Origin of the sequence: Virgibacillus sp. Bac332 (assembly GCF_003667785.1) — a bacterium.
Lineage (GTDB): Bacteria > Bacillota > Bacilli > Bacillales > Amphibacillaceae > Virgibacillus > Virgibacillus salarius.
The window spans coordinates 3,611,553-3,637,658 of sequence record NZ_CP033046.1; the positions used below are offsets into that span (position 1 = coordinate 3,611,553).

A 26,106-nucleotide genomic window follows, 5' to 3' on the forward strand; every position below is an offset into this window, starting at 1 on the left:
TGGAAACAAATAAAAAAAAGAGAGCCACGCGACTCTCTAAAATAATACTAATTTTGGTGCAAAAATAATCAATCCTATTCCTGCAGCTGTAATAGCAGAAATAAGAACGGCACCAGCAGCCATATCCTTTATTTGCTTAGCAATTGGATGGATATCGGGTTTCAGATAATCCATCATACTTTCCATTGCACTATTTATCAATTCAGCAGTTAACACCAAGCCTATAGCTAAAAGTATGAACATCCATTCGAACGAAGAAAGCCGACAAATAAAGCCTGCTACTATAACAAGAGATGCAGAAACGAGATGCAGTCGAAAATTGCGTTCATGCTTAATAACATGCATTATTCCGTTCCAGGCATAAGAGAAGCCTATCGATTTCTTATTATCTTTCAATTCCAAACTCACCTAGTATGAGATCTTGTTTGGCAAACATGTTTTTTTCATCCTGTTTAGTCATATGATCATAGCCTAACAGGTGAAGAAAGCCATGAACGGACAAGAAGCCTAATTCTCTTTCAAGGGAATGGTTATACTCATCAGCTTGCTCTCTTGCTTTGTCGATCGAAATAACAATATCACCAAGTAATAACGGAAGGTCCTCATCGATAATATCTATTTCGCCTTCTCCAGCCTCCTGCATGGCAAAAGATATTACATCTGTTGGTACATTTTTTTGCCGGTAATTACGATTTATTTCTTGAATTTCTTTATTACTTACAAAATTAATGGAAAGCTCCGCTTCTTGACTAACGCCTTCTTTTTTAGCTGCGTAGGTAATTAACCGCTGTATCATATCAATATAATCACTTGGAACAGAATTTGTCTGATCATGAAAATCAATATACATCTATTTTGCCTCCTTTACCGGATATTGAATACGAGAGTGAAAAATTCCTTTCAAGGTATTGCACGTTATACGTTGGATTGTATGAAGTTCCTTTAACGTAAGTGGACATTCATCAAGCTGACCATCTGTCATTTTATTATTTATTATAGACGCTACTATTTCTTCTATTTTTTCTTCTGTTGGCTCTTTTAATGAGCGAACTGCTGCTTCTACTGAATCACAAATACTAATAATTGCAGCTTCTTTTGTCTGTGGTTTTGGACCTGGATAACGAAACTGCTCTTCTGTTACCTGCTTCCCTGCATCTTTTGCTTTATAATAAAAGTATGTTAACAGGGATGTACCGTGATGTTGTTTCGCTATATCTATAATCTCCTTTGGTAAACGATGTTGTTTTAACATCTGTGCACCATCGTATGGATGACTAATGATGATCTCCGCGCTCTCCTCCGGTGCGATAACATCATGAGGATTTTTTATTGCCAATTGATTTTCAATAAAATAATGCGGGCGTACTGTCTTCCCAAGATCATGATAATATGCTCCAACTCTAGCTAGTAACCCATTAGCGCCAATTGCCTCGCACGCTGTTTCACTTAGATTAGCAACCATGATGGAATGATGATATGTTCCCGGTGCTTCCGTTAAAAGCTTCTTCAAAAGCGGATGATTGGGACTTGAAAGCTGTAATAGCTTTATGTCTGATAATATTCCCAATGATGTCTCAAAAAATGGTAATAAGCCCATCGTAAGAACTGCCGATAAAAAGGCAGATGCCGCAGCAAAAGACGATTGAATAAATATATCTGTTAAGACATATTTTTCAAATGATAGAAATATAAATAGTACTACAATCATTATATTTACAATACCCATCCCAATACCAGCTTTTAATATAGCTAGACGATCCTTGACATTCATAAGAAAAAAAACTGCTGCTAATTGAGATAGAAAGAAATATATACCAGCCTCTACATTTAAGGATCCAGGTATTTGGCTATTAAAAATAACACTACCTAATATCGCATACAATCCACTAAAAACAATGGCAGTACGTTCATGAATCAATTGTTTGAGTAGTAATGAACCTGTTGCAATTGGCATTACATAAAACAGCTGGTTCACTTGCGTCGTAAACATGCTAACAATTTTCATTAAAGCGATGACGATTACACTTATTAATAGTATCGAGATGATTTTACCTCGATCTAAACGATAGTTTTTCGCAACCCAATTCATTTCATGTACGACAATCGTACAAAGTAACAAAATTAATAACGCCAATCCAATGCCAGGGAATAAATTCCTCTCTTTATCAAGCACACCAACAAGTTTTAACTTCTCATATATTTCATTTGTTATAATTTGTTCCTCTCGAACAATAATTTCCCCTGCCCTAATAACTACTGGCTCTACGCTACTTGCCGCTTCCTTTCTAGCAGTAGATGTTTTATCTACATCAAAGAATGAGTTCTCAACAACAGCGAACTCACTTAATTTTGTTAAAACGTCTTTAAGATCCGCGTCTAACTCCGTATACTTTATATTCTGTTTTATGGATGTGATCGCGCTTTGCGTATTCTCCGTCCGAACTCCGTTATTCATTACCTTTGTTAATGACTCAACAAATAACTTTCTTCCCTTATTACGTTCTTCCTTAGGAATTTCTACTAATTGAGAAAGCGAATTATCACTTACTCGCTCTGTAATTTCAGGAGATAATATCTGTTTCAAGCGTTGAACTTTCTCCTGATTCGACAGTGGCTGCTTATGACTATCATCTTTACTATCTTCCTTTTTTGATTCTTCCTCAATCTTAGAAATTGCATCAAATATCTCATTTGTATAAGCAATGCGCTCTTTCGTAATTTCTTGATTAATATTATATCTATCTTCTACCGCTTGAACAGTCTCTCTTGTTTTACGTTCTGTCTCTTGTTCATTTTCAATAGTTACGGGTGAACGAATTGTTTCTTTAGCTCTACTAAATCTTTCAATATCATATGTTTCTGTATGTACGTTTTTAATCGTTAACGCAAAAATAAATAAACCTAATAAAATAGCTGCTATTATAATCATGAACCATTTATTGTATCGTTTAATTAACCAGTTATCATCGAACTTAAAACGATTCTTAAACAAGTGCTTTCCCCCCCCTTTAACTAGGAAAATACAGAAATAAGACCCAGTAAAGGGGTCTTACCTATCCAATCATTTACTTATCTTTTTCGTACGCATTGATAATTCGCTGAACTAATGGGTGTCTTACTACATCTGTCTGTTCTAAATATACAAACCCTATTCCTTTTACACCATTTAGCAGCTTACTAGCTGTAAATAATCCAGATTGAACACCTTTGGGCAAGTCAATTTGTGTAATATCTCCAGTGATTACCATTTTTGAACCAAATCCTAAGCGGGTTAAAAACATTTTCATTTGTTCAGGCGTCGTATTTTGAGCCTCGTCTAAAATAACAAAAGCATCATCCAATGTTCTTCCCCTCATATAGGCTAATGGAGCTATTTCAATAGTCTCGCGCTCAATCAGTCTAATTGTATGCTCAGCCCCCAATACATCATGCAAGGCATCATATAAAGGTCTTAAATATGGATCTACCTTCTCTTTTAAATCACCTGGTAAGAAGCCTAAGCTCTCTCCTGCTTCAACAGCAGGTCTAGTAAGAATAATCTTTTTCACCAATCCATTTTTTAAAGCATGAACTGCCATAACTACTGCTAAATAGGTTTTTCCTGTCCCTGCTGGCCCAATGCCGAAAACAAGATCATTTGCTTTAATGGCTGAAATGTAACTTCTCTGTCCCAAAGTTTTCACGCGAATAGCCTTGCCCTTCGCATTTTTAGTAATCTCATCTTCAAAGAGCGTTTCGAATTGATTCAACTTCCCTTTTTGTGCTAGATCTACAGCATAGACTACATCTCTTTCGGCTATTTTTAAGCCTTTACGTATAACCGATAACATGGTTAATAAAATGTCTTGAGCAAGGGAAACAGATTGTTGATCTCCAGAAACAAGAACCTGCTCTCCCCTTGTTACGATAGAAATATTAAGAAGTTCCTCCAACTGAATAAGAAATTTATCGTTAGTGCCAAATAATCCTAAAGCTTCATTTGGACTTGTTAGTTGTAAATCAATTTCTGTAAGGTTTTCTGGCATACTTAATCTCCTTGACGTAAAGGTTGTGTTTCGACAATATTCTCTTCTACACTCATATATAAGTTTAGTTTAACTTTACCACGCTCTACAGATTCATGCAAAACTTTTTCTGACAGTATTTGTGCCTCTGGTCCCAACTGTAATCTTAACTCTTCTTTAGCTTGTTTAATCCCTGTTTTAATGGCTTGGTTTTTCGTCCTTTCCTCTTTTTTATACGTTTTTTCGCTGATTAAAGTTTCAATCATTTTAACAGGTAACTCCCATTTTAAAAAACGAATCGGATTTTCTGTTATTTCACGTTGATCATACGTGTATTCAGGTGTTTTAAAACCCCAGATTGGTAATTGAAAGTTGCCAAAACCTAAATAAAACTTCTTCTCTTTATTTCCAGTAAGCTGCTCTGAACTTGCGTTTAATGGAACTGTCACTTTTACTTCATACCAAGTAGTTGCTGTGATTTCTCCATCAGCTGCGACATAATCGACCTTTTTCTCTTCCTTCTTTGCATCATCCTCTTCTGTACTTTTGTCACTCATCTTCCCAGAAACAAGAATATCCCCCGGATGGACATAGTCATTCACCTGCACTTTTGGTACACCACTTGACACATACATTTTCTTTATAATTCCTTTTTTCGAAGCAACTAGATTTCGAGGACCTGGGTTTTCTTCTTCTTTCACTACTACTTTTTCGACACCTTCTAAGAAAAAGGTTGTCCCTTTTTGGTTTATACCTACCCATAATAACTCAGGTACGTCATCTAATAATTGTTGTTGTATTTCTTTTGGCGAATCCAATGAAAATATCCACGTACCAGCATGTATTCCATATTGTTCTAATTGCTTACTGATCTTTTCCTCAATATCTTTTGGAACACCAGTTATCTTAACCTCCCAGAGAATATTGGAGAGAAATAGAATAAGTAACACACTACATATAAATCCTAGTAATAATTCTTTTTTACGTAAGAAACGTCGAATGAAGAATGGGTAACCTTTTCTATTCGTAAATCTAATTTTATAAACTGTTCTGCTTCTTAATTGTTTTACTTGTTTAATATCGCTTAACTTTATATTGCCCTCACATACATCACTTTCAGTCTTTCTTACATTCCAGACACGTATTCCAGAACTTGTACATTGTTGAAAGAAAAGTTCAGGCCTTTTACCAATAACTGAGATGGTAACATAACCAGTTACTACGGATTCTTGTATATGCTTCATGTCCTCCTCCTTTAATGATCTGAAATGAATTTAATATCTCGAATAGTTCCTTCTAGCAATATTTCCTCGGGTAGCATCATTTTTAGTACGAATGATGATCCCGTAATTTGAATATATCCTTTGTTTGCCTTTAATTTAAGTTCCGTATCAGAATATGTTGCCAATCCTTTATGGTTCTCAATGTATACATGTAGTTGACCAATAACTGTAATCCTAGGTAGTTCAAGTACTACATCTGAAGGAAGTGCAAAATATTTTGTTAACCACGGTAGGATACCTTGATGCCATTTCTTCACAATGCAGCCCCCTCTCTCATACATATTTATGAAAATAATCATTAGTTAAGAACAACTACATCATAAAATCCTCCGTTTATATCAGGTTGTCATGATAAAAGATCGCAACACACTAGAAAAACTGAGCAAAATTCGCTCAGTCCGTATCACTAAATGCTCAGATTTACGCTTCCTCTAGTAGCTATTATGGAATAATAGCTACTGCTTGACCACCACTCCGGCTGCCCACTTCCCTTTCCGTGGGGTTTGTCCTTCAGCTAACTTTTTTGAGCAAAACCCGCTCAAAAAAGTGGATCTTCAGGTCAAACAATTCCCACAGGAGTTGAGGTGGGCGGCCTTCGCTATTATCAGGCTCTACAACGTTAACATGAAGTAACACAGCTGCTTTTATACTCACGGATAGCGATTTTCACTTTACCCATTGTAAAAAAAGTCAACCTATTACTTATGACAAGAATTGTTGCACCTTCTCATAGCGAAGTAATTAGTCGGAGCGTTGCCAATATACATCAAACATTTCAAAATAACTACTCGGCTTAACGCAGTCATTGCACTGTTTTTATACTTTCTTAACTTACAAAAAAGCCATTCACAAGCAACGTTGCTTATGAATGGCTTTGGATAATTATCGTCTTCTTCTTTCAGCAATAACATTTCGATATGGCTTTATCGCTCTCGGTTTCCCTAAAACTTCTGCCATAATAATTCCATTTACTAATCCTTTTCTCGTTAGATTATTAGAAACTTGCTTCTTCAACTGCTTCTGAACTTCCGTAAGCTCATCATCTATTTGTTGAATCTGACCTCTATCAAGAGCCTTAGAATACTTTGTGATATCTAGACTTTCACTTGATTTGTCGGCTCCCATTTGATTAGCTAGTCGTTCCATCTGCTCTTTGTGCTGATCATCAACAGAAATGGTCGACACGGTAGTAGAAGCATTAGTTGAATTAGGTATCGACTGTGTTCGATTTCGGTTAGGAGTCCCACCAGAAGGAGTTGGAGTCGGCTTTGTTCGATTAGGCTGTCTATTTCCCTTCTGGTCATCCTTTTTAGAACCATCTTTTAAAACTCCTATGATCCCTGCTATTATAGCAAAAACAATAAAGAAATTACTAAAAATAGCATCAATTAGGTTGGATAGGGCATCCATCAAACCCCTCCCTTACTTTTAGGATTATTTAGGATCATTTTCGTCATGATTATCTTTAGATAAATTACCTATAGAATCTCGCATATCTGTATCTGCATCAATGTTTTTATAGTTCATGTAGTCCATCACACCTAAGTTTCCTGAACGTAAAGCCTCAGCAAGAGCAAGTGGTACATCTGCTTCTGCTTCCACAACTTTTGCACGCATTTCTTGAACCCGTGCAAGCATTTCTTGTTCTTGAGCAACCGCCATTGCACGACGTTCTTCGGCTTTTGCCTGTGCGATATTTTTATCCGCTTCCGCTTGATCTGTTTGTAGAATCGCTCCAATATTTTTACCGATATCAACATCTGCAATATCGATCGATAAAATTTCAAAAGCGGTACCAGCATCTAAACCACGATTTAATACATTGTGCGAAATAGAATCTGGATTTTCCAGTACTTGTGTGTGTGCTTCTGAGCTACCAATTGTACTAACCACACCTTCACCAACACGAGCAATAACCGTTTCCTCACCAGCACCACCGACTAGTCGATCGATATTAGCCCGCACGGTGATTCTTGCTTTTGCTTTTACTTCAATACCATCCATGGCAATACCTGCAATAAATGGTGTTTCAATAACTTTTGGATTAACACTCATTTGAACTGCTTCTAATACATCACGACCTGCTAAATCAATAGCAGCCCCTCGTTCAAATGGTAATTCGATATTTGCACGATGTGCAGCGATTAAAGCATTCACAACACGGTCTACGTTACCACCAGCTAAATAATGACTCTCCAGCTGATTTGTTTTAACATTTAATCCAGCTTTATGTGCTTTAATTAACGGATTGATAACCCGATTTGGCACAACCCTTCTAAGTCGCATCCCGACTAATTGGAAAATACCCACTTTCACGCCCGCTGCCAGCGCACTAATCCATAGCATTACTGGAATGAATGTAAATAAAATTGCTACAGCAATTAAGATAACCGCAATAATAATTAACGGCATTAGTTCTTGTAAATCCATTATTTTTCCTCCTATAAATCATTTATTATATGCATAGAACTCCATTCAATATAGTTTATCAATTGAATGCAGTCAAACATCCATTAATTAACTTCTCTCACCACGATACGTACACCTTCAACCTTAACAACCTTTACTTTTTGGTTCTCACCAATAAATCCGCCTTCTGAAACTACATCTAGACGCTCATTTTCAAAAACAGCTTTTCCAGCTGGACGTAATGGCGTCACGGTTACACCTTCCAACCCAATTAGCTCTAATCGATTTACAGAGGACACATATCCTTGCTCAGTAGTTGTTTGGTCTTTTAGGATAATATGCCGGAAAATACCTTTATCCATTCCCATTCTTCGAAATAAGATAACGGAAACGACTAGGGTGACTAAAAATGCAATTCCTATACTCATTGACATGTGACCAAGGTCATAGCCGGACAGAAATAATGAACCTATGATTGCGCCAATGCCAAGCAAACCCATAATGCCACCAGGTACAAATATTTCTGCAATAATTAATACAATACCTAGTACAAGTAATATGATTGCCTCCATCCCTGCTAAGCCTGCTACAATATGACCATAGAAAAATAATACGAGCGAAACGAGTCCCATTATACCAGGAACACCAAATCCAGGGGAATATAATTCGACTACTAAACCAAGGCTAGCAACAGATAAGAGGATTGGTATAACAACTGGATTTGTTAAAAACCTAGCTATCTCTTCAGATAAAGTAGTCTCCTTCTCAATAATCTTCGCCTCAGATAGACCTAATTCATGAAGTAATTCTACACGATCTTCAATCGTTCCTTCAGAATAACCTACTTCTAAGGCGGAAGAAGGTCCTAAAGTTAAAAATTCACCCTCTCCTGCATCTAATTCTGGCAAATCAATGCTTTTATCCGCCATAGCTGCTGCGTATAATGGGTCTCTTCCTTTTGATTCTGCAGCACTTTTCATAGCAGCAATCCAAGCTGATTGTGCTTTTTGATCAGCTGCATTACCATCGGAGGTGATTACACCACTTGCTCCCATTGTAGCCTGGGGCTTCATATAAATAGAATCCGTATTTAAAGCGATATAAGAACCTGCAGAATAAGCTTGATTCACAACATAAGATGTTGTTGGAATATCTAAATTTTGAAGAAGCTTTGCAATTTGACCTGCGGAATCGACTCTACCACCTGGAGTATCAATTTCAAATATAATATGATCTGCTCCCTCTTCCCTTGCCTCTTCTGTTGCACGAGTGAGAAATGCTTCAAGTCCTCGTTCCACTTCTTTTTCAATAGGTATGACATACACCAATTTACCTTCACCTTTGTCAGCAGCACCTACAGGTACTTGATGGAAAAGTGGAAAGAAAAAAGCGATAAAGAAAACTAAATATGTAAATACTTTCCTAGTAGGCAACCACGATCACCTCCTTATTATGTATAGTTATATATACGAATCATACCTTAATTAGTTTCATTTTTTACGGATTAACTAAATAGTACCATAAAGTGATCTGTTAATGATACTTTAAATATAGCATGAAATAAACAAAGTCATCATCATGAGATATTACAATAAACAGTTCGGAAATTATAGGATGTATATCTGCCTAGCATACTTTCAGTTTGTCCTACAATACGACAGATAACGGAACCACTAAACTGAATGCAAAACTATTACTCTTCGGTTAGCATATAGTTTACATATATGTATTGTCGTTTAAAGTGAAACTTCAATTATTGTAGTTTAGTTTATCCCCAATGATTGATAGTACCACAAGGGAATGACCTTAAGTACTTTGAACCAATCGGACATTTACTGGTAGTTGATCCCCACTACCAATATTGGTTACCCTTTATCGCTTAAAGTGGCGGTCTTATTGCCAGTTATATGCGGGATAAAATAAAAAAAAAGGTCTCAGTTACTATTATAACTGAGACCTTTTATTTAATTACGTAACTGTTTTTGTACGAGTTTATTAATTTGAGAGCCATCTGCCTGCCCTTTTACTTTAGGCATGATTGCACTCATCACTTTTCCCATATCTTTCATAGAAGTTGCATTTACTTCGTGAATCGTCGACTGAACTATTGCCTCAAGCTCATCATCTGTGAGCTGTGCTGGCATATATTCTTGTAAAATGTTAATTTCATTTTCAAGTTTTTGCACAAGATCTTCGCGTCCAGCTGATTTGAATTCTTGGAGGGAATCTTTTCTTTGCTTAACTTCTCTAGACAATATTGTGGTTTCTTCGTCTTCTGAAAGTGAATCTTTGCCAAGCTTTATCGATTCATTTTGTATTGAAGCTTTTACCATGCGAATAACACTAAGGGTTTCTTTGTCTTTATTCTTCATCGCTTGCTTCATATCCTGATTCAGATTTTCAAGTAATGTCATGCATTTGCACCCTCTTTAGAATTTACGCTTTCTAGCAGCTTCAGATTTCTTTTTACGACGAACACTTGGTTTTTCATAGTGTTCACGCTTACGATATTCTTGCAATGTACCACTTTTGGATACACTACGTTTAAAGCGACGAAGAGCATCTTCAAGAGACTCGTTTTTACGAACGCGAGTAGTATTTGACATGCTAATTTCCCTCCCTCCGAAGCACAAAACAGATTGTACCGGCATGTTGTTCATTCCACATGCCTTTTTAAAGTATAATATATTCCTTTATTTTGGTCAACTGATTATTTCCAGCCAATTAATTTATTATACATAGAGATTTAATAATCAGCAGTACCTTGATCACCTTTTAAAATAGAAACTCCTGCACTTGCACCAATTCTAGTTGCACCCGCTTCAATCATTGCATTTGTCGTCTCTAAATCACGAACACCACCTGAAGCTTTAACTCCCATTTCTGGTCCAACCGTTTGACGCATTAAACGAATGTCCTCAACTGTAGCTCCGCCTCCAGAAAAACCTGTAGACGTCTTTACAAAATCAGCATTTGCTTCTTTAGCTAGCTTACATGCGCGAACTTTTTCTTCCTCGGTTAATAGTGATGTTTCGATAATCACTTTCGTCAATGCTTGTCCTTTGGCAGTAAGAACCACTTTTTCGATGTCTGACTTAACTGTCTCATCGTCTCCAGATTTAAGCGCACCAATATTGATTACCATGTCTACTTCTGTTGCACCATCTTTAATTGCCTGCTTCGTTTCTGCTACTTTTGCTTCCGTTGATGTTGCTCCTAGTGGAAAACCAATAACCGTACAAACCTTAACCGTTGTATTCTTTAATTTACTATAGCAATATGGAACCCAGTATGGATTTACACAAACAGATGCGAAGTCATATTCGATTGCTTCTTCTACGATTTGTGTGATTTTTTCCTTCGATGTTTCTGGTTTTAATTGTGTATGGTCAATGTATTTTGCCAATTGATTTGTCACATGAATCTTCCTTCCTATCATTGTTGTACGTACCTCTCTAGCTATCATAGCATGGAAGAGTATAAAAATCTAATTTCAGCTTTATAAACCAACATAGTCTCTATAGATTGACGAATAAACAAACTTAGAAATATCTGCAAATCATTGTCTGAAGTTCTATGTTTTAATTGAAAATAAATTGCTATACAAAAAAGGATCTACGACAGAAGTAATTTAAAAACAATAAAAAACGAAGGATAATTAGTTTTAAGTAATTATCCTTCGTTTTTTTCATAGAATAACTAATTCAGCATTTGGTTATTCGTATGTTGTGTAAAAAAGTTGTATTTTTTCTCAGCCCGTCATACGAATTTACTTAGCTTCTTCAAACAAAACATCTTCCATGATTCGTACAAATGTACCTTTATTTATTGGATAACCTGCTTTTGTTATTTTTACTCGAACTAATTTACCAATCATGTCCGGTGTACCCTCAAATTCAACCTTTAGATAGTTATCCGTGTAACCTATTAAATGATTTGGGTTGTTATCATCTGAAGCATGTTCTTCAGGGATAACCTCTAATACCTCATTTTCATACGTAGACGCATAGGCTTTGGCTAATTGATTAGATAACTCAATTAGCTGATGAACTCGTTCGTTTTTTACGTCATCATCAATTTGTCCATCCATTCGAGCTGCTGGTGTACCAGTTCTTCGTGAGAAAGGGAAGACATGCAATTCCGAGTAGCCTATTTCCTTAATATAGTTGTATGTCTCCATAAATTCTTCATCTGTCTCTCCCGGAAAACCAACGATAACATCAGATGTAATAGCTAGCCCAGGTAATGCCTTTTTCAGCTTATCAATTTTTTCTCTGTAATAGCCAGTAGAATATTTTCTTCTCATTCTTGCAAGAACAGAATCTGATCCTGACTGGAGTGGAATATGCAAATGTCTTACAACTTTTTCAGATTTATCTAGTACTTCAATAACTTCATCAGTAATCTGACTAGCTTCAATTGAAGAAATTCGAATACGTTTTAAACCATGAACCTTTGTTTCTAAATCACGTAGAAGCATCGCAAAATTGTAGTCTTTCATATCCTCACCATAGCCCGCTGTATGAATACCCGTTAAGACAATTTCCTTATAACCAGCATCTACCAGCTTCTGTGCTTGTCTAACTACGTTTTCAGGATCTCTTGATCGTAATAGCCCACGCGACCATGGAATAATACAAAATGTACAAAAATTATTACAGCCCTCCTGTATTTTTAAGGAAGCTCTTGTACGATCTGTAAATTCAGGTACATCCATTTCTTCAAATACTCTATTTTTCATGATATTTGAAACACCATTAATTGGTTCTTTCGTTTTCTTATGTTCTTCAATATAAGAAATCATGTTTTTTCGATCCTGTGTACCAACTACAATATCAACTCCAGGAATTTCCATTATCTCACCTGGTGAAGTTTGTGCATAGCAGCCAGTTACACAAACAATTGCTTCAGGATTTTTTCGAATCGCTCGGCGAATTACTTGTCTGCTTTTCTTGTCACCTGTATTTGTCACCGTACACGTATTTATTACATAAACATCTGAATCATGATCAAATTCAACACGCTCATAGCCATGATCCATAAACATTCGCCATATACCCTCTGTCTCATAGTGGTTAACTTTACAACCTAATGTATGAAATGCGACTGTCGGCATTACTCACACCTCAATTCTTCAAAATGATAGGAAATACTAGCTAACGCATATAATGCCGCTGTTTCCGTACGTAAAATTCTTGGTCCTAATCGAACAGCTTGAAAACCGCTTGCTTTTAAAGCAATGGTTTCATCTTCTGAAAAGCCCCCCTCAGGGCCAATACAAATTAAAATTCGCTGTCGAGGCTTTAACTTGCGGAGATTTTCTCCAAAGGATTGGTAATTTGACGTCTTTGCCTCCTCTTCATAGGCAAAGAGTTTCATATCATAACTATCACTAAAGTCTATCAGTTCTTTTAAAGATTTACTGTATTGGACATTTGGTAGTTTATTACGGTGGCTTTGTTCACTAGCCTCTTTTATAATTTTTACCAATCGGTTTAATTTCTTTTCTTGCTTCTTTTCATCCCATCTTACAACAGAACGAGATGCTTGAAAAGGAATAAACGTGTTCGCTCCAAGTTCCGTTCCTTTTTGAAAAATTAGATCTAATTTATCTCCCTTAGGAAGCCCTTGTGCTATTGCTACTTCAACCGGTAATTCAGCATCTTGCTTAAGCCATTCTTTAATATCTGCATACACAACACCATTATCTAAGAACGTGATCCTACAAATTGCTGCCTGTCCATCCGGATGATTACAAATAATGCAATCTCCTGCTTTAAAACGCATCACTCGTTTCATGTGATGAACATCATCACCAGTTATTTTAATTGTAAATTCATTCCACATGCCTTTTGGAACAAAATATCTTTGCAACAACCCACACCTACTTTAACATCTACAATTTTTGTGCAACAATGGAGATCCAATCCTCCATCTCATTCATCTGAATGATTTGAAAACCTTGCTGCTCTAGACGATCCTTTACCATCTGTTTTTTATTTTGAATAATACCAGATGTTATAAAATAACCTCCAGGTTTTAGATTATTCCATGCATCGTCAACAAAACGAACGATAATCTCTGCTAAAATATTTGATACAATTATATCTGCTTCTATTGCTATATGATCCAATAAATTATTCTGCTTAACAGAAATCTTTTTTTCCATTTTATTTAATTTTGCGTTTAGAATTGTACTCTTTACAGCAACATCATCTAAATCATATGCATGCACATGGCTTGCTCCCAATAATGCTGAAGCAATACTCAAAACTCCTGAACCAGATCCAACATCAATGACAGTATCTCCGCTTTTCATAAATTGCTCCAATGCCTGAATACTTAAGACAGTTGTAGGATGTGTACCCGTCCCAAATGCCATACCTGGATCAAGTTCTATGATCACCTCGTCAGTATCCACTGGTGTATATTCTTCCCATGTTGGAATGATCGTAATTTGCTTAGAAATTTTCACTGGTTTATAGTATTTCTTCCAGGCTGTTGACCATTCTTCTTCGTTTACTTCACTTAATGAGATTTGATTTCTTCCTAAATCAATATCATATAATAGGAGATTATTAATAGCTTGTTTTATTTCCTCAACCGTCTCTCCTAAAAAACTATTAACTGGAAGGTATGCTTTAATATAGACTCCTTCTTCTGGATATTCTTCTGGATTTAATTCAAATATTTCACCAAAAGCAGTGGAGTGCTCTTTTACTAAATCAATCGGGTCTTCAATAACGAGTCCACTTGCACCAGTTTCATGAAGAATATTCGAGATTGGCTCAATCGCTTCATTTGTTGTATGAATACAGAGTTCAGACCATTTCATACTGGATCCACCCATTTCCTTTTGAAATTATCATACACCTTACCGCTATCAATTCCTGTTATGTAAACGGTGCTTATAACACACCGTTATTCACTTTTGAATGCCTTCTTAAATCGATCAAACAATGAACTGCCTTGTTCATCCGTGGCATCGTGACCACCAATTTCGTTAAATTCACGTAACAGCTCTTTTTGGCGTTCTGATAATTTAGTAGGTGTCATGACTTTCACTTTAATATGCTGATCTCCATGACCATAGCCTCTAACGTTCGGCGCTCCTTTTCCTTTCATTCGGAACGTTTTCCCGGTTTGTGTACCAGCTGGTATTTTCAATTTTACCTTTCCATGGACTGTTGGAACCTCGATTTCATCACCTAATGCTGCTTGCGCGAAGGTCAATGGCAATTCACAGAAAATATGATCTCCTTCACGCTGGAAGAAATCATGCGGTTTGACTTGAACTACTACAAACAAGTCTCCTGGAGGACCTCCATTAACCCCGGATTCGCCTTTTCCTGATACCCGTATTTGTTGGCCTTCATCAATTCCTGCTGGGATGGTAATATGAATAGTTTTGCGCTTTTTAACCTTTCCAGTACCACCACACGTGTTACATTTATCAGGAATAATCTTTCCTGATCCACTACAATAGTTACAAACCCTTCGATTTACAACTTTACCAAATGGTGTATTTTGTTCCATATTTAATTGACCTGATCCCCCACAATGGGAGCATGTCTTTGCTTTCGTTCCTGGTTTTGCCCCAGATCCAGAGCAAGTATCACATGTTTCTTCTTTTGGTATCGTAATATCCGTTTCTTTACCAAATATTGCTTCCTCAAAATCAAGAACCATCGTATATTGGAGATCGGCTCCTTGCTGTGGTGCATTCGGATCTCTACTTCGTCCACCTCCACCAAAGAACATATCAAAAATATCACCAAAGCCTCCACCGAAGTCTTGCGAACCTCCGAATCCGCCGAAGCCTTGGTTTTGTGGACCAGCATGACCGAATTGATCATATTGAGCACGCTTTTGTTCATTACCTAGAACTTCATAGGCCTCTTTGGCTTCTTTAAATTTATCTGCAGCATTAGCTTCTTTATTAACGTCCGGATGGTATTTTCTTGCTAGCTTACGATAAGCTTTTTTTATTTCTTCCTTCGATGCCCCTTTATCGACACCGAGTACTTCATAATAGTCTCGTTTACTCACTTGACAATCACTCTCCCGATACTCACTTTTGCATAACTTTTATCTTACCACCTTATACAGTCTTGTGGCAAATGTTGAAACAAATACGCTAACGTGTAAAAAAGTCAAAGTCAAGAGGATCCTGACTTTGACTTTTAATTTACCGGATTAAGGATAGAAACTTAAGTTTCTAAACCTATTCATCCCAATATTATTTATTTTTATCTTCCTCATCATCAACCTCTTGATAATCAGCATCCACCACATCATCATCGCTATTACCAGCCTGATCTGATTGCTGTGCTTGCTGCTCTTGTTGCATTTGTTCATACATTTTCACGGATAATTGTTGAACTTGCTCTTGAAGAGCTTCTTTCTTTTCTTTAATTTGTTCAATATCATCAGCTTCAATGGCTTTTTGCAATTCTTCCTTAGCAGCTTCTGCTTTTTGTTTTTCATCTTCAGAAACCTTATCTCCTAAATCTTTAATTGTTTTATCTGTTGTAAAGATTAGTTGATCAGCTTCATTACGTAATTCAATTTCTTCGCGACGTTTTTTATCATCTTCCGCATTCTCTTCAGCTTCTTTAACCATGCGGTCTACTTCTTCATCTGATAGACCAGAAGAGGATTTGATTGTAATAGATTGTTCTTTATTTGTACCTAGATCTTTGGCACGTACATTTACAATACCATTCGCATCAATATCAAAGGAAACTTCAATTTGCGGTACTCCTCGTGGTGCTGGTGGAATATCCGTTAATTGAAAACGACCTAAAGTTTTATTATCTGCAGCCATTTCGCGTTCACCTTGTAGGACATGAATGTCTACTGCTGTTTGATTATCCGCTGCAGTCGAGAATACTTGAGAATGACTTGTTGGAATCGTTGTGTTACGCTCAATTAATTTCGTAGTTACAGATCCCATTGTTTCAATACCAAGTGATAGAGGTGTTACATCTAATAATACAACATCCTTCACGTCACCTTGTAGGACACCGCCTTGAATTGCAGCACCTAAAGCAACTACTTCATCAGGGTTAACTCCTTTAGACGGTTCTTTACCAATCGCTTGCTTGATTGCTTCTTGAACTGCAGGAATTCGTGTTGATCCTCCAACCAATATAACTTTATCAATGTCACTTGCTGACAAATCAGCGTCAGACAAAGCCTTGCGAGTAGGCACCATTGTACGCTCTACCAACTCTGAAGAAAGTTCTTCGAATTTTGCTCTTGTTAGATTCATTTCTAAGTGCAGTGGTCCAGCTTCTCCAGCTGTAATAAATGGTAAAGAAATTTGTGTTTGAGATACCCCTGATAGATCTTTTTTCGCTTTCTCGGCAGCATCCTTTAAACGTTGTGTAGCCATTTTATCTTTTGATAGATCAATACCATTTTCCTTTTTAAATTCTTGTACCATGTAATCGATAATAACCTCATCGAAGTCATCACCGCCAAGACGATTATCACCTGCTGTAGATACAACTTCAAATGTACCGTCACCGATATCTAGGATAGAAACGTCAAACGTTCCGCCACCAAGGTCGTAGACCAAAATTGTTTGGTCTTCGTTTTCTTTATCTATGCCATAAGCTAGTGCCGCAGCGGTTGGCTCATTAATAATACGTTCTACTTCCAAACCAGCAATTTTACCAGCATCTTTTGTTGCTTGTCGCTCTGCATCATTAAAATATGCTGGAACTGTAATAACAGCTTTACTTACTGTTTCACCGATATAATCTTCTGCAAATGACTTAATATGTTGCAAGATAATAGCAGAAACTTCTTGCGGAGTAAATTCTTTATCTTCTATCTTCACTTTATAATCTGTTCCCATATGGCGTTTTATAGATTGAATTGTGTTTGGATTAGTAATTGCTTGACGCTTTGCAACCTCTCCAACCTGTCTTTCACCATTTTTAAAAGCCACTACTGATGGAGTTGTACGGTTTCCTTCTGGGTTAGGTATTACTACTGACTCTCCACCTTCCATTACAGACACACAAGAGTTTGTTGTACCTAAATCAATACCAATTATTTTACTCATGATTATTCCTCCTTAGCTACGTAAACAATTATTTATTAACTTTTACCATTGCTGGTCTAATAACACGATCTTTCAACTTATAACCTTTTTGCAATTCCTCAACAATTACATTAGATGCCTTTTCTTCATCTTCTACTTGCATTACTGCGTGATGTAAATTTGGATCAAACTCCTCACCTACTGTAGCTATCTCTTCTACACCTTGTGAAAAGAGAGCATCCTTTAATTGATTGTAGACCATCGTAATCCCATCAATTAAACTAGATGTTGCCTCTGTTTTTTCAACTTGCAACGCCCGTTCAAAATTATCCAATGCGGGTAACAATTCTTGGATTAAATCCTGGGATTTATATTTTCGCTCTGCGTCCCTTTCTTTTAAGGTACGTTTCTTGAAATTATTAAATTCTGCTTGAACCCTTAACATTCTCTGATATATTTCATCCTTCTCTTTCTGGAGTGTATCCAACTCACTCTGTTCAATTGTCGAATGATTAGTTTTATCAGTTTCTACTTCTTCCTCTTTTGCATCGATTACTTCAATCGAGTCAGCAGTTTCTGCTTCTGCCTTTGCTTCTACTTTTTCTTCATCATCAGTAACGGTTCTCGTTTGTTTATCCTGTTCTTCCACGTGTGACACCTCCAATTTAAACTAACCAACATTCACTATAACACGTTGCACTTTTGAACGAAACAATAGCGAAGTCATGTTTTAATAAATTTCATAAGATTTATTCATTGTTTTTATACCACATATACAGTGCTTCTGTCATTTCATGTGACAAAATATTTAGTAATGAAATAACTCTTCGATACTCCATTCTTGTTGGGCCAAGTAATGCAATTGTCCCCGTCTGATCTTCTCCTAAGTGATAAGCTGCAGTAATTAAGCTCAGTTCTTTAATGGCTTCGACATTGTTCTCTCTTCCGATGGATACTTTAATCCCATCCTTGGACTGTTTCAGCATACTTGCAATCTCATCCTCATTTTCGATCATTGCATAGAAAGAACGTATTTTATCTACATCATTAAATTCCGGTTGCATCAGCATATTAGATTTTCCACCAATATATAATTTAACCGGATGATCTTGAATAAGTGCTGCATTCAAGTAATGGTATGAATTCTCTAGATTGGATACGTACTTTTTCATCATGGAAGCAATTTGTGAATTGAATTTTTCTGCCAATTGTATAATTGGTACGCCACTCAATTGGTCATTCATAATATTTACCATCTTTTCTATATCAGATGGTTCAATTTCATGAGGTATAGAAAATGACCGATGTTCCACATGACCAGTATTTGTAACAAGAATAGCAACCGCCGTATTCGACGATAAGGTAATAATTTGAATTTGCTTTAATTTTGTTTCAAATATTTCAGGTCCCAGAATGATCGTTGTATAGTTGGTTAATCGAGATAGAACTTCTGCTGACATCTGAACAATTTGTTCAAATTCAAAGAAATTATCTTGAATAATATGCTTAATCACATCGCCGTCTTCATGCATTATACTTGGAGAAATGAGGTGGTCGACGTAATATCGGTACCCTTTTTCTGAAGGTACACGTCCTGAAGATGAATGCGTCTTCTCAAGGAAGCCCATATCCTCTAGATCCGCCATTTCGTTTCGTATGGTTGCAGCGCTAAATGAAATATGCTCTTTTTTCGATATAGCGCGTGAGCCAACAGGATGTGCCGACTCGATGAAATCATCAATAATTACTTGTAAAATCAATAATTGCCTTTCTGTTAACATGATGATCACCTCTGTTAGCACTCAACCTTATCGAGTGCTAATGCTAATTATAAATTACCAAATCCACTTTTCTTTGTCAACGAAATGACTTGTATCTCAGTATGTGCCATATAAAATAACCTGTACAAAAGAGAACAGGCTATTTTTACATATATCTCTTATCAATCAATCTTAGTGTCGACGTGACTATATTTGTACGGAATCCTCTAATAGAAATCTTTCGAATACTTCATTAGCTAATAATTTTCCTTCACTGGTTAAGCGAATCGACATATCATCCTCCTGTAACCAGCCCTTCTGCACAAGACTTTCAATGGATGACTTATACAACTTATCAGGAAAGAATCCAAATCTAGATGCAAAGGTCTGTTTGTTTACACCTTGCATTTTTCGTAAACCTAAAAACATTTCTTCCTCAATCTGTTCTTTATTATTAATTTGATCAATATGGAGAACAGGTTTGCCATCAGCCATTGCCTGTTTGATATATGCTGGTAATGGTCTTATATTGCCATACCTCTTGCCTGGAATATACCCGTATGCACCTGCTCCAAAACCATAATAATAATTATTATCCCAGTATGTTAAATTATGCTTGCTTTCAAACCCAGCTTTCGCAAAGTTACTTATCTCATATTGCAGTAATCCATGTTTTTTTGTAGTATCGGTTAAAATATGATACATTTCAACTTCTTCTTCCTGAGCTGGACGTTGCAGTTTTCCTTTTTTATGACGCTGAAAGAATACTGTTTTCGGTTCAATTTGCAATGCATACGTAGATAAATGTGGTAGTCCCAGTGCCATGGCCTGATTCAAAGAATTTTTGAAATGATCAATTGTTTGATTAGGTAGTGCATATATTAGGTCTGTACTAATATTAGTTATTCCGTTATTCTGAAGTAATTCAACAGTTTCATAAACATCCTTTACCTTGTGCAATCTACCTAGCTCTTTTAACATATGATCATCAAAAACTTGTACGCCAAGTGAGACTCTATTCACACCATATGTTTTTAATAACTTGACCTTTTCGTCATTAAAATCACCTGGGTTTGCTTCAATCGTGTACTCTTCACATTGAGTCATATCAAATTTCTTATCAATAAATGAGAGCAGTGATTCTAGTTGGTTAACAGATAAAGCTGTCGGAGTTCCTCCACCTATAAAAACCGTCTTTACTTTATTACCTGTATCGTCTACATATGTAGAAATCTCATTCTTTAATGCAACAAGATAATCATTAGCTCTCTTTTCATTATAAAAGAACTTTGTAAAGTCACAGTAGTAACAAATTTGCTGACAAAACGGGATATGGATATATACAGATTGAATTGCATTCATATTAGTGCTCCTTACGAAAAGGAAAAAGGAAAAACTGTTTTCCAATTTAACAGCTCTCCCTTTCCGTTTCAGATATTGATGATCCTTTATTCTAAAATTACCATAAAGACTTCTAATTGCTAATTGTATCTTTGTGTATTTTATTATATCTAACATTATTTATCAAGCCAAATAGCTCCTTGGAAGGATAAGCAAACTCCTAATACTGTAATCATTATGGGTATCATTAAACCTCATTTTTCCCTTAATTTAATTGCGCCTACCAGCATTCCACCTTGATAAGAACTTTGAAGAAAACTTAAATCTAGAGAATTTCCTCGTAGAACTTGGTCCACGATGCAAGGTATACCCATGAGTAAAGGATCGAAGAAGAAAAAGAGTTTATTATAATGAGAATGATGAACATGTTATTTTAAGCTATGTAGTTTGTTTCATTTTGATTTCTCGCAAAATTTATGTGAATTTGAATGATCTCCCAAGGGGATGGATATATAGAACAAGTTAATACGAAGGGGAAGAGAAAAACGAAAAACCCCTCACTACATTTAATGAGGGTTTTTCATGATTATTAGCATCTAGAGCCTTCTTTTACTGAATATTATTTGCTGTTTGTTGCTGTGAATTACCAGTTTCACCTTGTATAGCACTGGATAATTGTTGCACATTCTGATTGGTAGTCATATTTTGTAAAGGTTGAGTCAATTGTTGAGCTCCAGAATTATTTAATGCATTAGAAATGGTTTGAGGCAAATTTTTAAATGTTCCATTTTGAACTCCTCTTGTAATACCATAAATAGCTGCTCCTGCCGCTCCAATAGCAAGTATTGACGTCATCATACCTTGTCGGTTATTCATATATTTATCACCCTTTGTGTGTTGTTCTTGTGCTTCCGTTTTAGTTTTACAAAACACACCAAAAGTATACGAATGATTATACCTCATTTTATTCCATTGATTATACTATTTAACAAATTAGTCTTCGTTCTATACAGTATTGAACGAAGGAATTGATGAATTGTAACAAAGTGGTAAACATTATAAATAATCACTGATTAAAAAATAACTACAGAGTGCTTATGAAAAGACTTTCTATATGAATGTTTTCCCCACTGTCACTGGGTCAACTAAAAGGATTTTCCCAGCTGATTTCATCAACGCTATATAAAAGATGCTATTTTTAGGCGTATTCAATACCAAAAAGTAGGGTTTAGAGAAAAGAACTGTATCAGCGAAAGTGATGGATATACATTTAGACTCTCGCAGGAAACCGCCTTTTGCTTCCGAGGAAGTTGAGGTGTTGCCAGGAGAAAGCGAAGTGTATATCCTCCTGGCGTTACAAACGGCTATCCATATATTCAAAAAATAAACTTGCAGTGAGTTTTTTTATCACGCTTTAAGCTCTTTAGAGCCCCCGCATAGCCAGAGGAGAGGTATTCTAAACCATTAATAAATAGTACTGCCACCAACATATTCAATGTGGTGGCAGTAGAGTAGCAAAGCGTCTATTTTTCAATTTGATATATCCTTAAAACGTTGATTTAATCATCCTTCATTTCCAAAACTGCCATAAAGGCTTCTTGCGGTACCTCTACAGAACCTACCATCTTCATACGCTTTTTACCTTCTTTTTGTTTCTCCAATAACTTACGTTTACGAGAAATATCTCCACCATAGCATTTAGAGAGAACGTTTTTCCGCATTGCCTTAATTGTAGATCTAGCCACTATTTTATTTCCAATAGCAGCTTGAACGGGAACTTCAAATTGCTGTCTTGGAATTAGCTCTTTTAATTTATCAACAATGTGCTTGCCACGTTCGTAAGCAAAGTCTCGATGGACAATAAATGAAAGTGCATCAATAGTATCACCATTTAATAAAATGTCCATTTTCACTAAATTGGAAGAGCGATATCCAATTAAATCATAATCAAAGGAAGCATACCCTTTTGTTTGGGATTTAAGTTGATCAAAGAAATCATAAACAATTTCAGATAATGGTATATGATAAATAACATTAACTCGAATGTCATCCAAGTATTCCATATCAATGAATTGACCACGTTTTTTTTGTGCGATTTCCATCACTGCTCCAACATATTCATTTGGAACCATGATTGTAGCTTTTACATACGGTTCTCGAACATCTTTGATCTGCTGAGGATCTGGCATAACGGAAGGATTATCGATAGCAATAACCTCTTCGTTTGTCTGGTCCACTTCGTAAATAACACTAGGTGCTGTAGTAATTAGATCTATTTTAAATTCTCGTTCAATACGTTCTTGAATGATTTCCATATGCAAAAGCCCTAAAAATCCACAACGGAAGCCAAATCCTAATGCTTGAGATGTTTCTGCTTCATATTGTAATGATGAATCATTTAATTCTAAACGCTCTAGCGCTTCTCTCAAATCATTATAATTATTGGCGTCAACTGGATACAGCCCGCAAAATACCATTGGGTTTAATCGCTTATATCCTGGTAACGGTTCAGCAGCAGGTCGGTTAGCTAATGTAATCGTATCCCCAACTCGCGAATCACCCACGTTCTTAATAGAAGCTGTTAAATAACCGACATCTCCTACGGTCAGTTCATCTTTAGTAATTGGCTTGGGACTAAATACCCCTAATTCATTGACTTCAAATTCTTTATCCGTTGCCATCATTTTAATTTTATCGCCTACTTTTATAGAACCTTCCTTAATACAAACGTAGGCGATAACTCCTCGATAGGGATCGTATAAAGAGTCGAAGATTAACGCTTTAAGCGGCTCTTCGGTATCACCCGCAGGCGCAGGGATTGCTTCCGTAATTCTTTCAAGAATTTCATCAATCCCAATATTTGCTTTTGCTGATGCTAAAATGACATCATCGCCATCAATACCAATCACATCTTCTAATTCTTTTTTCACTCTATCTGGATCTGCACTCGGCAAATCGATTTTATTAATAACAGGTATTATTTCTAAATCGTTATCAAGAGCTAAATAAACATTCGCTAACGTTTGGGCTTCAATGCCTTGCGCAGCATCAACAACAAGAATTGCTCCTTCACATGCAGCAAGGCTTCTAGAAACTTCATATGTAAAATCGACATGACCCGGTGTATCAATGAGATGAAAAATATAGTCTTCTCCTGCGTTACTTTGATAATTTAATTGTACAGCATTTAATTTAATGGTGATGCCACGCTCACGCTCGAGATCCATTGCATCGAGTAATTGATCTTTCATTTCTCTTTGTGTTATTGCTTTTGTGCGTTCTAATATTCGATCTGCCAAGGTTGACTTGCCATGATCAATATGTGCGATAATTGAAAAATTACGCACATTTCTTTGAATTTTTGCCATTAGTGATGTTCACTCCTACTTTCTTTTATCTCTACAGATAAAAGGCCTTAAATTATCAGCGACAATGACTAGCATTGATTATAGCAATAGTAACAGTTATGTTCAAGAACAAAAGCGCAAGCGCCCGATTAGAACGTAGCGACTAGAGCAAGTCAACCGAGATAAAGAAATCACGGTGAGCTTGCGAGCCGATGATGACTTAGATTAGGGCGATTCGTGAAGTCACCTCGTTTCTGGGCGCTGAAGCTGGACATGGCTCAACACGTCCATATTGACCCACATGGGCTAATTTTTTAATTTCCTAGACTAGAACAAAAGCGCAGAGCACTATAACTTTAGGATCTGCGCTTCTACAACATAATTGCACCTATATAAAAATTAAAAAAATAATTGGGAAACCTGGTAAAGTATCTCTACCACCACTTCATAAAATCCAGATACACCAGCTTCTAATATCGATGCCGTCTTCTCTGTAACAGGTGAAGGTCCATTCGTGTTAATCTTCTCTTCCGTAATAACTTCAGTGGTATCTGATGTTGTTTTAGTTTGCAATACTTCATCTTTAGCCTCTTTAACATCAACCTTCATTTCTGTTTGCTGAGGTGTTGACTCTTCTGCTTGTTTATCATTCCCGTAGACCACTCCAGTTAAAAAACAAACTGCTAATAATAATAATACAATTAATGAACGAGTCATCTTAACACCTCCTATGAAGCAGTATCTACTTTTTCTGCATCCCAATACATCTCACTAAATACGTCTGCTAGAGCATCAGCCGAACGATATAGCTCGTCCAGTTTGTTTTCTACTCCCCCGAATTCAAACAGCAATGCGTTATTAGATAAATCTTGATTAAATACTCCATTTGTTCCTTTACCTTTTCTCGGAAATACCCCTCTGCTTAAACCAGGATATTTTTCTTCTAACAGATAATGCAGCTTAGCTGCTAAGTCAAGGTTCTTCTTATAAGAGTTATGCTCAGCGCCAACAACTATCATAATGCGGGCATAGGATTTTCCGTTTATTTGCTTCGTCGTTTTTTCCTTTTTGATAGCATCACGATGTAAATCAAAAGCATATTGAATATCCTTATTAGTGGATAGTGTGTCAGCAACTACCTCCCTAGATGCATCATACGACCTGCCAAACCCCCAGCCCTTTTCATGCAATTTTTTGGTTATATCTGTATCATCAACTACAGTTCCGATTCCATTTGCCTGCAATGATTTAGCTAGTCGATTACTCACCTTTGAAATATTCACTTCCTTATGATAAGCCTTATCAGGGTCCTTTACGTCAGGTAAATAAGGAAGAAAGGACTCTCGATTATGTGAATTATAAATATAAACAACCTCTTTATTCCCTGTCGTTGGCGTATTTTTTTCTTTGTTCGTTTCTAATTGTTCTGTTGTGCTTTCCTCATCTTCAATTATTGCTTCTCTCTCTTTTAGAACTTCTTGTAGTGGTGGAGAAGATTCAATTGGTAGGTTTGTATAATTTGTACCTTCACCAGCAATTAATATGTGGTTATCAAAAACCTTAAATCCAGGTAATTCATTGCCTAACAAGCTTCTAATATCATTTGGTTTTAGACTTGTTGCAATGCGAAACAGAGTTGTAGACAAATCAAGGAATTTGTGATCTTCAGGTACAGCTTGCTGAAATGCCCGATTTTCAATTCCTAGCAAGTATAAAAAAGTAGAGCTATTAATATCAGTTGTCCATTCCGTAATTACTTCAGAAGAAAGGCGATAAGCGGGCTTTATCGTTGTTAGAATACCGATGCAAGTAAAAAGTATTAGAGCACCGATAATGTATAAGCTACTTCGCTTATATAAAAGACGAAGCCCGCTATGTTTATGCAGATCCATGGTTCCACCCTTTCTG

At 36.5% G+C, this 26,106-nt stretch carries 25 protein-coding genes; all 25 read right to left on the minus strand.

Features of this window, described 5'->3' with window-relative positions; genetic code table 11:
* Nucleotides 1-36: 36 nt before the first annotated feature.
* Complete coding sequence (locus D9782_RS17360; RefSeq protein WP_051388312.1) at nucleotides 37-396, minus strand: diacylglycerol kinase family protein; 360 nt, start codon at nucleotides 394-396, stop codon at nucleotides 37-39.
* Nucleotides 386-850 (minus strand): rRNA maturation RNase YbeY, encoded by a 465-nt coding sequence (gene ybeY, locus D9782_RS17365; protein ID WP_026681180.1) that lies wholly within the window; start codon nucleotides 848-850, stop codon nucleotides 386-388. Before ybeY ends, D9782_RS17360 begins: the two co-directional genes overlap by 11 nt.
* A complete protein-coding gene (locus D9782_RS17370; protein WP_318279869.1) occupies nucleotides 851-2,992 on the minus strand; it encodes an HD family phosphohydrolase in 2,142 nt (713 codons plus the stop codon).
* A 73-nt stretch (nucleotides 2,993-3,065) separates the two neighbouring features.
* Nucleotides 3,066-4,025 carry a PhoH family protein gene (locus D9782_RS17375; protein ID WP_026681182.1) on the minus strand — a complete coding sequence of 320 codons (960 nt, stop codon included), beginning with the start codon at nucleotides 4,023-4,025 and terminating at the stop codon, nucleotides 3,066-3,068.
* A 2-nt stretch (nucleotides 4,026-4,027) separates the two neighbouring features.
* Complete coding sequence (gene yqfD / locus D9782_RS17380) at nucleotides 4,028-5,248, minus strand: sporulation protein YqfD (RefSeq protein WP_121605271.1); 1,221 nt, start codon at nucleotides 5,246-5,248, stop codon at nucleotides 4,028-4,030.
* An 11-nt stretch (nucleotides 5,249-5,259) separates the two neighbouring features.
* Nucleotides 5,260-5,544: a sporulation protein YqfC gene (gene yqfC / locus D9782_RS17385; protein WP_026681184.1), complete on the minus strand. Its 285-nt coding sequence runs from the start codon at nucleotides 5,542-5,544 to the stop codon at nucleotides 5,260-5,262.
* A 253-nt stretch (nucleotides 5,545-5,797) separates the two neighbouring features.
* On the minus strand, nucleotides 5,798-5,941 hold the full coding sequence (locus tag D9782_RS23045; protein WP_162986428.1) for a hypothetical protein: 144 nt from the start codon (nucleotides 5,939-5,941) through the stop codon (nucleotides 5,798-5,800).
* A 228-nt stretch (nucleotides 5,942-6,169) separates the two neighbouring features.
* Complete coding sequence (locus tag D9782_RS17390) at nucleotides 6,170-6,697, minus strand: hypothetical protein (protein WP_026681185.1); 528 nt, start codon at nucleotides 6,695-6,697, stop codon at nucleotides 6,170-6,172.
* Nucleotides 6,698-6,721: 24 nt separating this feature from the next.
* Nucleotides 6,722-7,717 carry a flotillin-like protein FloA gene (gene floA, locus D9782_RS17395; protein WP_026681186.1) on the minus strand — a complete coding sequence of 332 codons (996 nt, stop codon included), beginning with the start codon at nucleotides 7,715-7,717 and terminating at the stop codon, nucleotides 6,722-6,724.
* Between the two features lie 83 nt (nucleotides 7,718-7,800).
* Nucleotides 7,801-9,090: an NfeD family protein gene (locus D9782_RS17400; protein ID WP_240455866.1), complete on the minus strand. Its 1,290-nt coding sequence runs from the start codon at nucleotides 9,088-9,090 to the stop codon at nucleotides 7,801-7,803.
* A gap of 570 nt (nucleotides 9,091-9,660) precedes the next feature.
* On the minus strand, nucleotides 9,661-10,110 hold the full coding sequence (locus D9782_RS17405; RefSeq protein WP_026681188.1) for a GatB/YqeY domain-containing protein: 450 nt from the start codon (nucleotides 10,108-10,110) through the stop codon (nucleotides 9,661-9,663).
* A gap of 15 nt (nucleotides 10,111-10,125) precedes the next feature.
* Nucleotides 10,126-10,302, minus strand: a complete 177-nt coding sequence (rpsU, locus tag D9782_RS17410; protein WP_019377991.1) for a 30S ribosomal protein S21 — start codon at nucleotides 10,300-10,302, stop codon at nucleotides 10,126-10,128.
* 140 nt (nucleotides 10,303-10,442) lie between these two features.
* Nucleotides 10,443-11,162, minus strand: a complete 720-nt coding sequence (gene deoC / locus D9782_RS17415; RefSeq protein ID WP_226983521.1) for a deoxyribose-phosphate aldolase — start codon at nucleotides 11,160-11,162, stop codon at nucleotides 10,443-10,445.
* 303 nt (nucleotides 11,163-11,465) lie between these two features.
* The gene (gene mtaB, locus D9782_RS17420; protein ID WP_121605274.1) at nucleotides 11,466-12,812 is read right to left on the minus strand and encodes a tRNA (N(6)-L-threonylcarbamoyladenosine(37)-C(2))-methylthiotransferase MtaB; all 1,347 of its coding nucleotides are present in this window, start codon (nucleotides 12,810-12,812) and stop codon (nucleotides 11,466-11,468) included.
* Complete coding sequence (locus tag D9782_RS17425) at nucleotides 12,812-13,570, minus strand: 16S rRNA (uracil(1498)-N(3))-methyltransferase (protein ID WP_121605275.1); 759 nt, start codon at nucleotides 13,568-13,570, stop codon at nucleotides 12,812-12,814. Before D9782_RS17425 ends, mtaB begins: the two co-directional genes overlap by 1 nt.
* A 22-nt stretch (nucleotides 13,571-13,592) precedes the next feature.
* Nucleotides 13,593-14,531: a 50S ribosomal protein L11 methyltransferase gene (gene prmA / locus D9782_RS17430; RefSeq protein WP_121605276.1), complete on the minus strand. Its 939-nt coding sequence runs from the start codon at nucleotides 14,529-14,531 to the stop codon at nucleotides 13,593-13,595.
* Nucleotides 14,532-14,617: 86 nt separating this feature from the next.
* Complete coding sequence (gene dnaJ, locus D9782_RS17435; protein WP_121605277.1) at nucleotides 14,618-15,745, minus strand: molecular chaperone DnaJ; 1,128 nt, start codon at nucleotides 15,743-15,745, stop codon at nucleotides 14,618-14,620.
* Nucleotides 15,746-15,935: 190 nt separating this feature from the next.
* Nucleotides 15,936-17,771, minus strand: coding sequence for a molecular chaperone DnaK (gene dnaK, locus D9782_RS17440; protein ID WP_121605278.1), 1,836 nt, complete (start codon nucleotides 17,769-17,771; stop codon nucleotides 15,936-15,938).
* Nucleotides 17,772-17,799: 28 nt separating this feature from the next.
* The gene (gene grpE, locus D9782_RS17445) at nucleotides 17,800-18,399 is read right to left on the minus strand and encodes a nucleotide exchange factor GrpE (protein ID WP_121605279.1); all 600 of its coding nucleotides are present in this window, start codon (nucleotides 18,397-18,399) and stop codon (nucleotides 17,800-17,802) included.
* A 100-nt stretch (nucleotides 18,400-18,499) separates the two neighbouring features.
* The gene (gene hrcA / locus D9782_RS17450) at nucleotides 18,500-19,531 is read right to left on the minus strand and encodes a heat-inducible transcriptional repressor HrcA (protein WP_121605280.1); all 1,032 of its coding nucleotides are present in this window, start codon (nucleotides 19,529-19,531) and stop codon (nucleotides 18,500-18,502) included.
* Nucleotides 19,532-19,717: 186 nt separating this feature from the next.
* Nucleotides 19,718-20,872: a radical SAM family heme chaperone HemW gene (gene hemW / locus D9782_RS17455; RefSeq protein ID WP_026681197.1), complete on the minus strand. Its 1,155-nt coding sequence runs from the start codon at nucleotides 20,870-20,872 to the stop codon at nucleotides 19,718-19,720.
* A gap of 588 nt (nucleotides 20,873-21,460) precedes the next feature.
* On the minus strand, nucleotides 21,461-21,727 hold the full coding sequence (locus tag D9782_RS17465) for a hypothetical protein (RefSeq protein ID WP_162986429.1): 267 nt from the start codon (nucleotides 21,725-21,727) through the stop codon (nucleotides 21,461-21,463).
* Between the two features lie 683 nt (nucleotides 21,728-22,410).
* On the minus strand, nucleotides 22,411-24,219 hold the full coding sequence (gene lepA, locus D9782_RS17470) for a translation elongation factor 4 (protein ID WP_121605282.1): 1,809 nt from the start codon (nucleotides 24,217-24,219) through the stop codon (nucleotides 22,411-22,413).
* Nucleotides 24,220-24,597: 378 nt separating this feature from the next.
* Complete coding sequence (locus D9782_RS17475) at nucleotides 24,598-24,915, minus strand: hypothetical protein (RefSeq protein ID WP_026681200.1); 318 nt, start codon at nucleotides 24,913-24,915, stop codon at nucleotides 24,598-24,600.
* A gap of 11 nt (nucleotides 24,916-24,926) precedes the next feature.
* Complete coding sequence (spoIIP, locus tag D9782_RS17480) at nucleotides 24,927-26,090, minus strand: stage II sporulation protein P (RefSeq protein WP_121605283.1); 1,164 nt, start codon at nucleotides 26,088-26,090, stop codon at nucleotides 24,927-24,929.
* Between the last annotated feature and the right edge of the window lie 16 nt (nucleotides 26,091-26,106).

Bases quoted from the DNA above. Each gene is read 5' to 3' on its own strand.
- ybeY (WP_026681180.1), bottom strand. From the start codon at position 850: ATGTATATTGATTTTCATGATCAGACAAATTCTGTTCCAAGTGATTAT.
- D9782_RS17375 (WP_026681182.1), bottom strand. From the start codon at position 4,025: ATGCCAGAAAACCTTACAGAAATTGATTTACAACTAACAAGTCCAAAT.
- yqfD (WP_121605271.1), bottom strand. From the start codon at position 5,248: ATGAAGCATATACAAGAATCCGTAGTAACTGGTTATGTTACCATCTCA.
- D9782_RS17390 (WP_026681185.1), bottom strand. From the start codon at position 6,697: ATGGATGCCCTATCCAACCTAATTGATGCTATTTTTAGTAATTTCTTT.
- floA (WP_026681186.1), bottom strand. From the start codon at position 7,717: ATGGATTTACAAGAACTAATGCCGTTAATTATTATTGCGGTTATCTTA.
- D9782_RS17405 (WP_026681188.1), bottom strand. From the start codon at position 10,110: ATGACATTACTTGAAAATCTGAATCAGGATATGAAGCAAGCGATGAAG.
- rpsU (WP_019377991.1), bottom strand. From the start codon at position 10,302: ATGTCAAATACTACTCGCGTTCGTAAAAACGAGTCTCTTGAAGATGCT.
- deoC (WP_226983521.1), bottom strand. From the start codon at position 11,162: ATGATAGCTAGAGAGGTACGTACAACAATGATAGGAAGGAAGATTCAT.
- mtaB (WP_121605274.1), bottom strand. From the start codon at position 12,812: ATGCCGACAGTCGCATTTCATACATTAGGTTGTAAAGTTAACCACTAT.
- prmA (WP_121605276.1), bottom strand. From the start codon at position 14,531: ATGAAATGGTCTGAACTCTGTATTCATACAACAAATGAAGCGATTGAG.
- dnaK (WP_121605278.1), bottom strand. From the start codon at position 17,771: ATGAGTAAAATAATTGGTATTGATTTAGGTACAACAAACTCTTGTGTG.
- hrcA (WP_121605280.1), bottom strand. From the start codon at position 19,531: ATGTTAACAGAAAGGCAATTATTGATTTTACAAGTAATTATTGATGAT.
- hemW (WP_026681197.1), bottom strand. From the start codon at position 20,872: ATGAATGCAATTCAATCTGTATATATCCATATCCCGTTTTGTCAGCAA.
- D9782_RS17465 (WP_162986429.1), bottom strand. From the start codon at position 21,727: ATGAATAACCGACAAGGTATGATGACGTCAATACTTGCTATTGGAGCG.
- lepA (WP_121605282.1), bottom strand. From the start codon at position 24,219: ATGGCAAAAATTCAAAGAAATGTGCGTAATTTTTCAATTATCGCACAT.
- D9782_RS17475 (WP_026681200.1), bottom strand. From the start codon at position 24,915: ATGACTCGTTCATTAATTGTATTATTATTATTAGCAGTTTGTTTTTTA.
- spoIIP (WP_121605283.1), bottom strand. From the start codon at position 26,090: ATGGATCTGCATAAACATAGCGGGCTTCGTCTTTTATATAAGCGAAGT.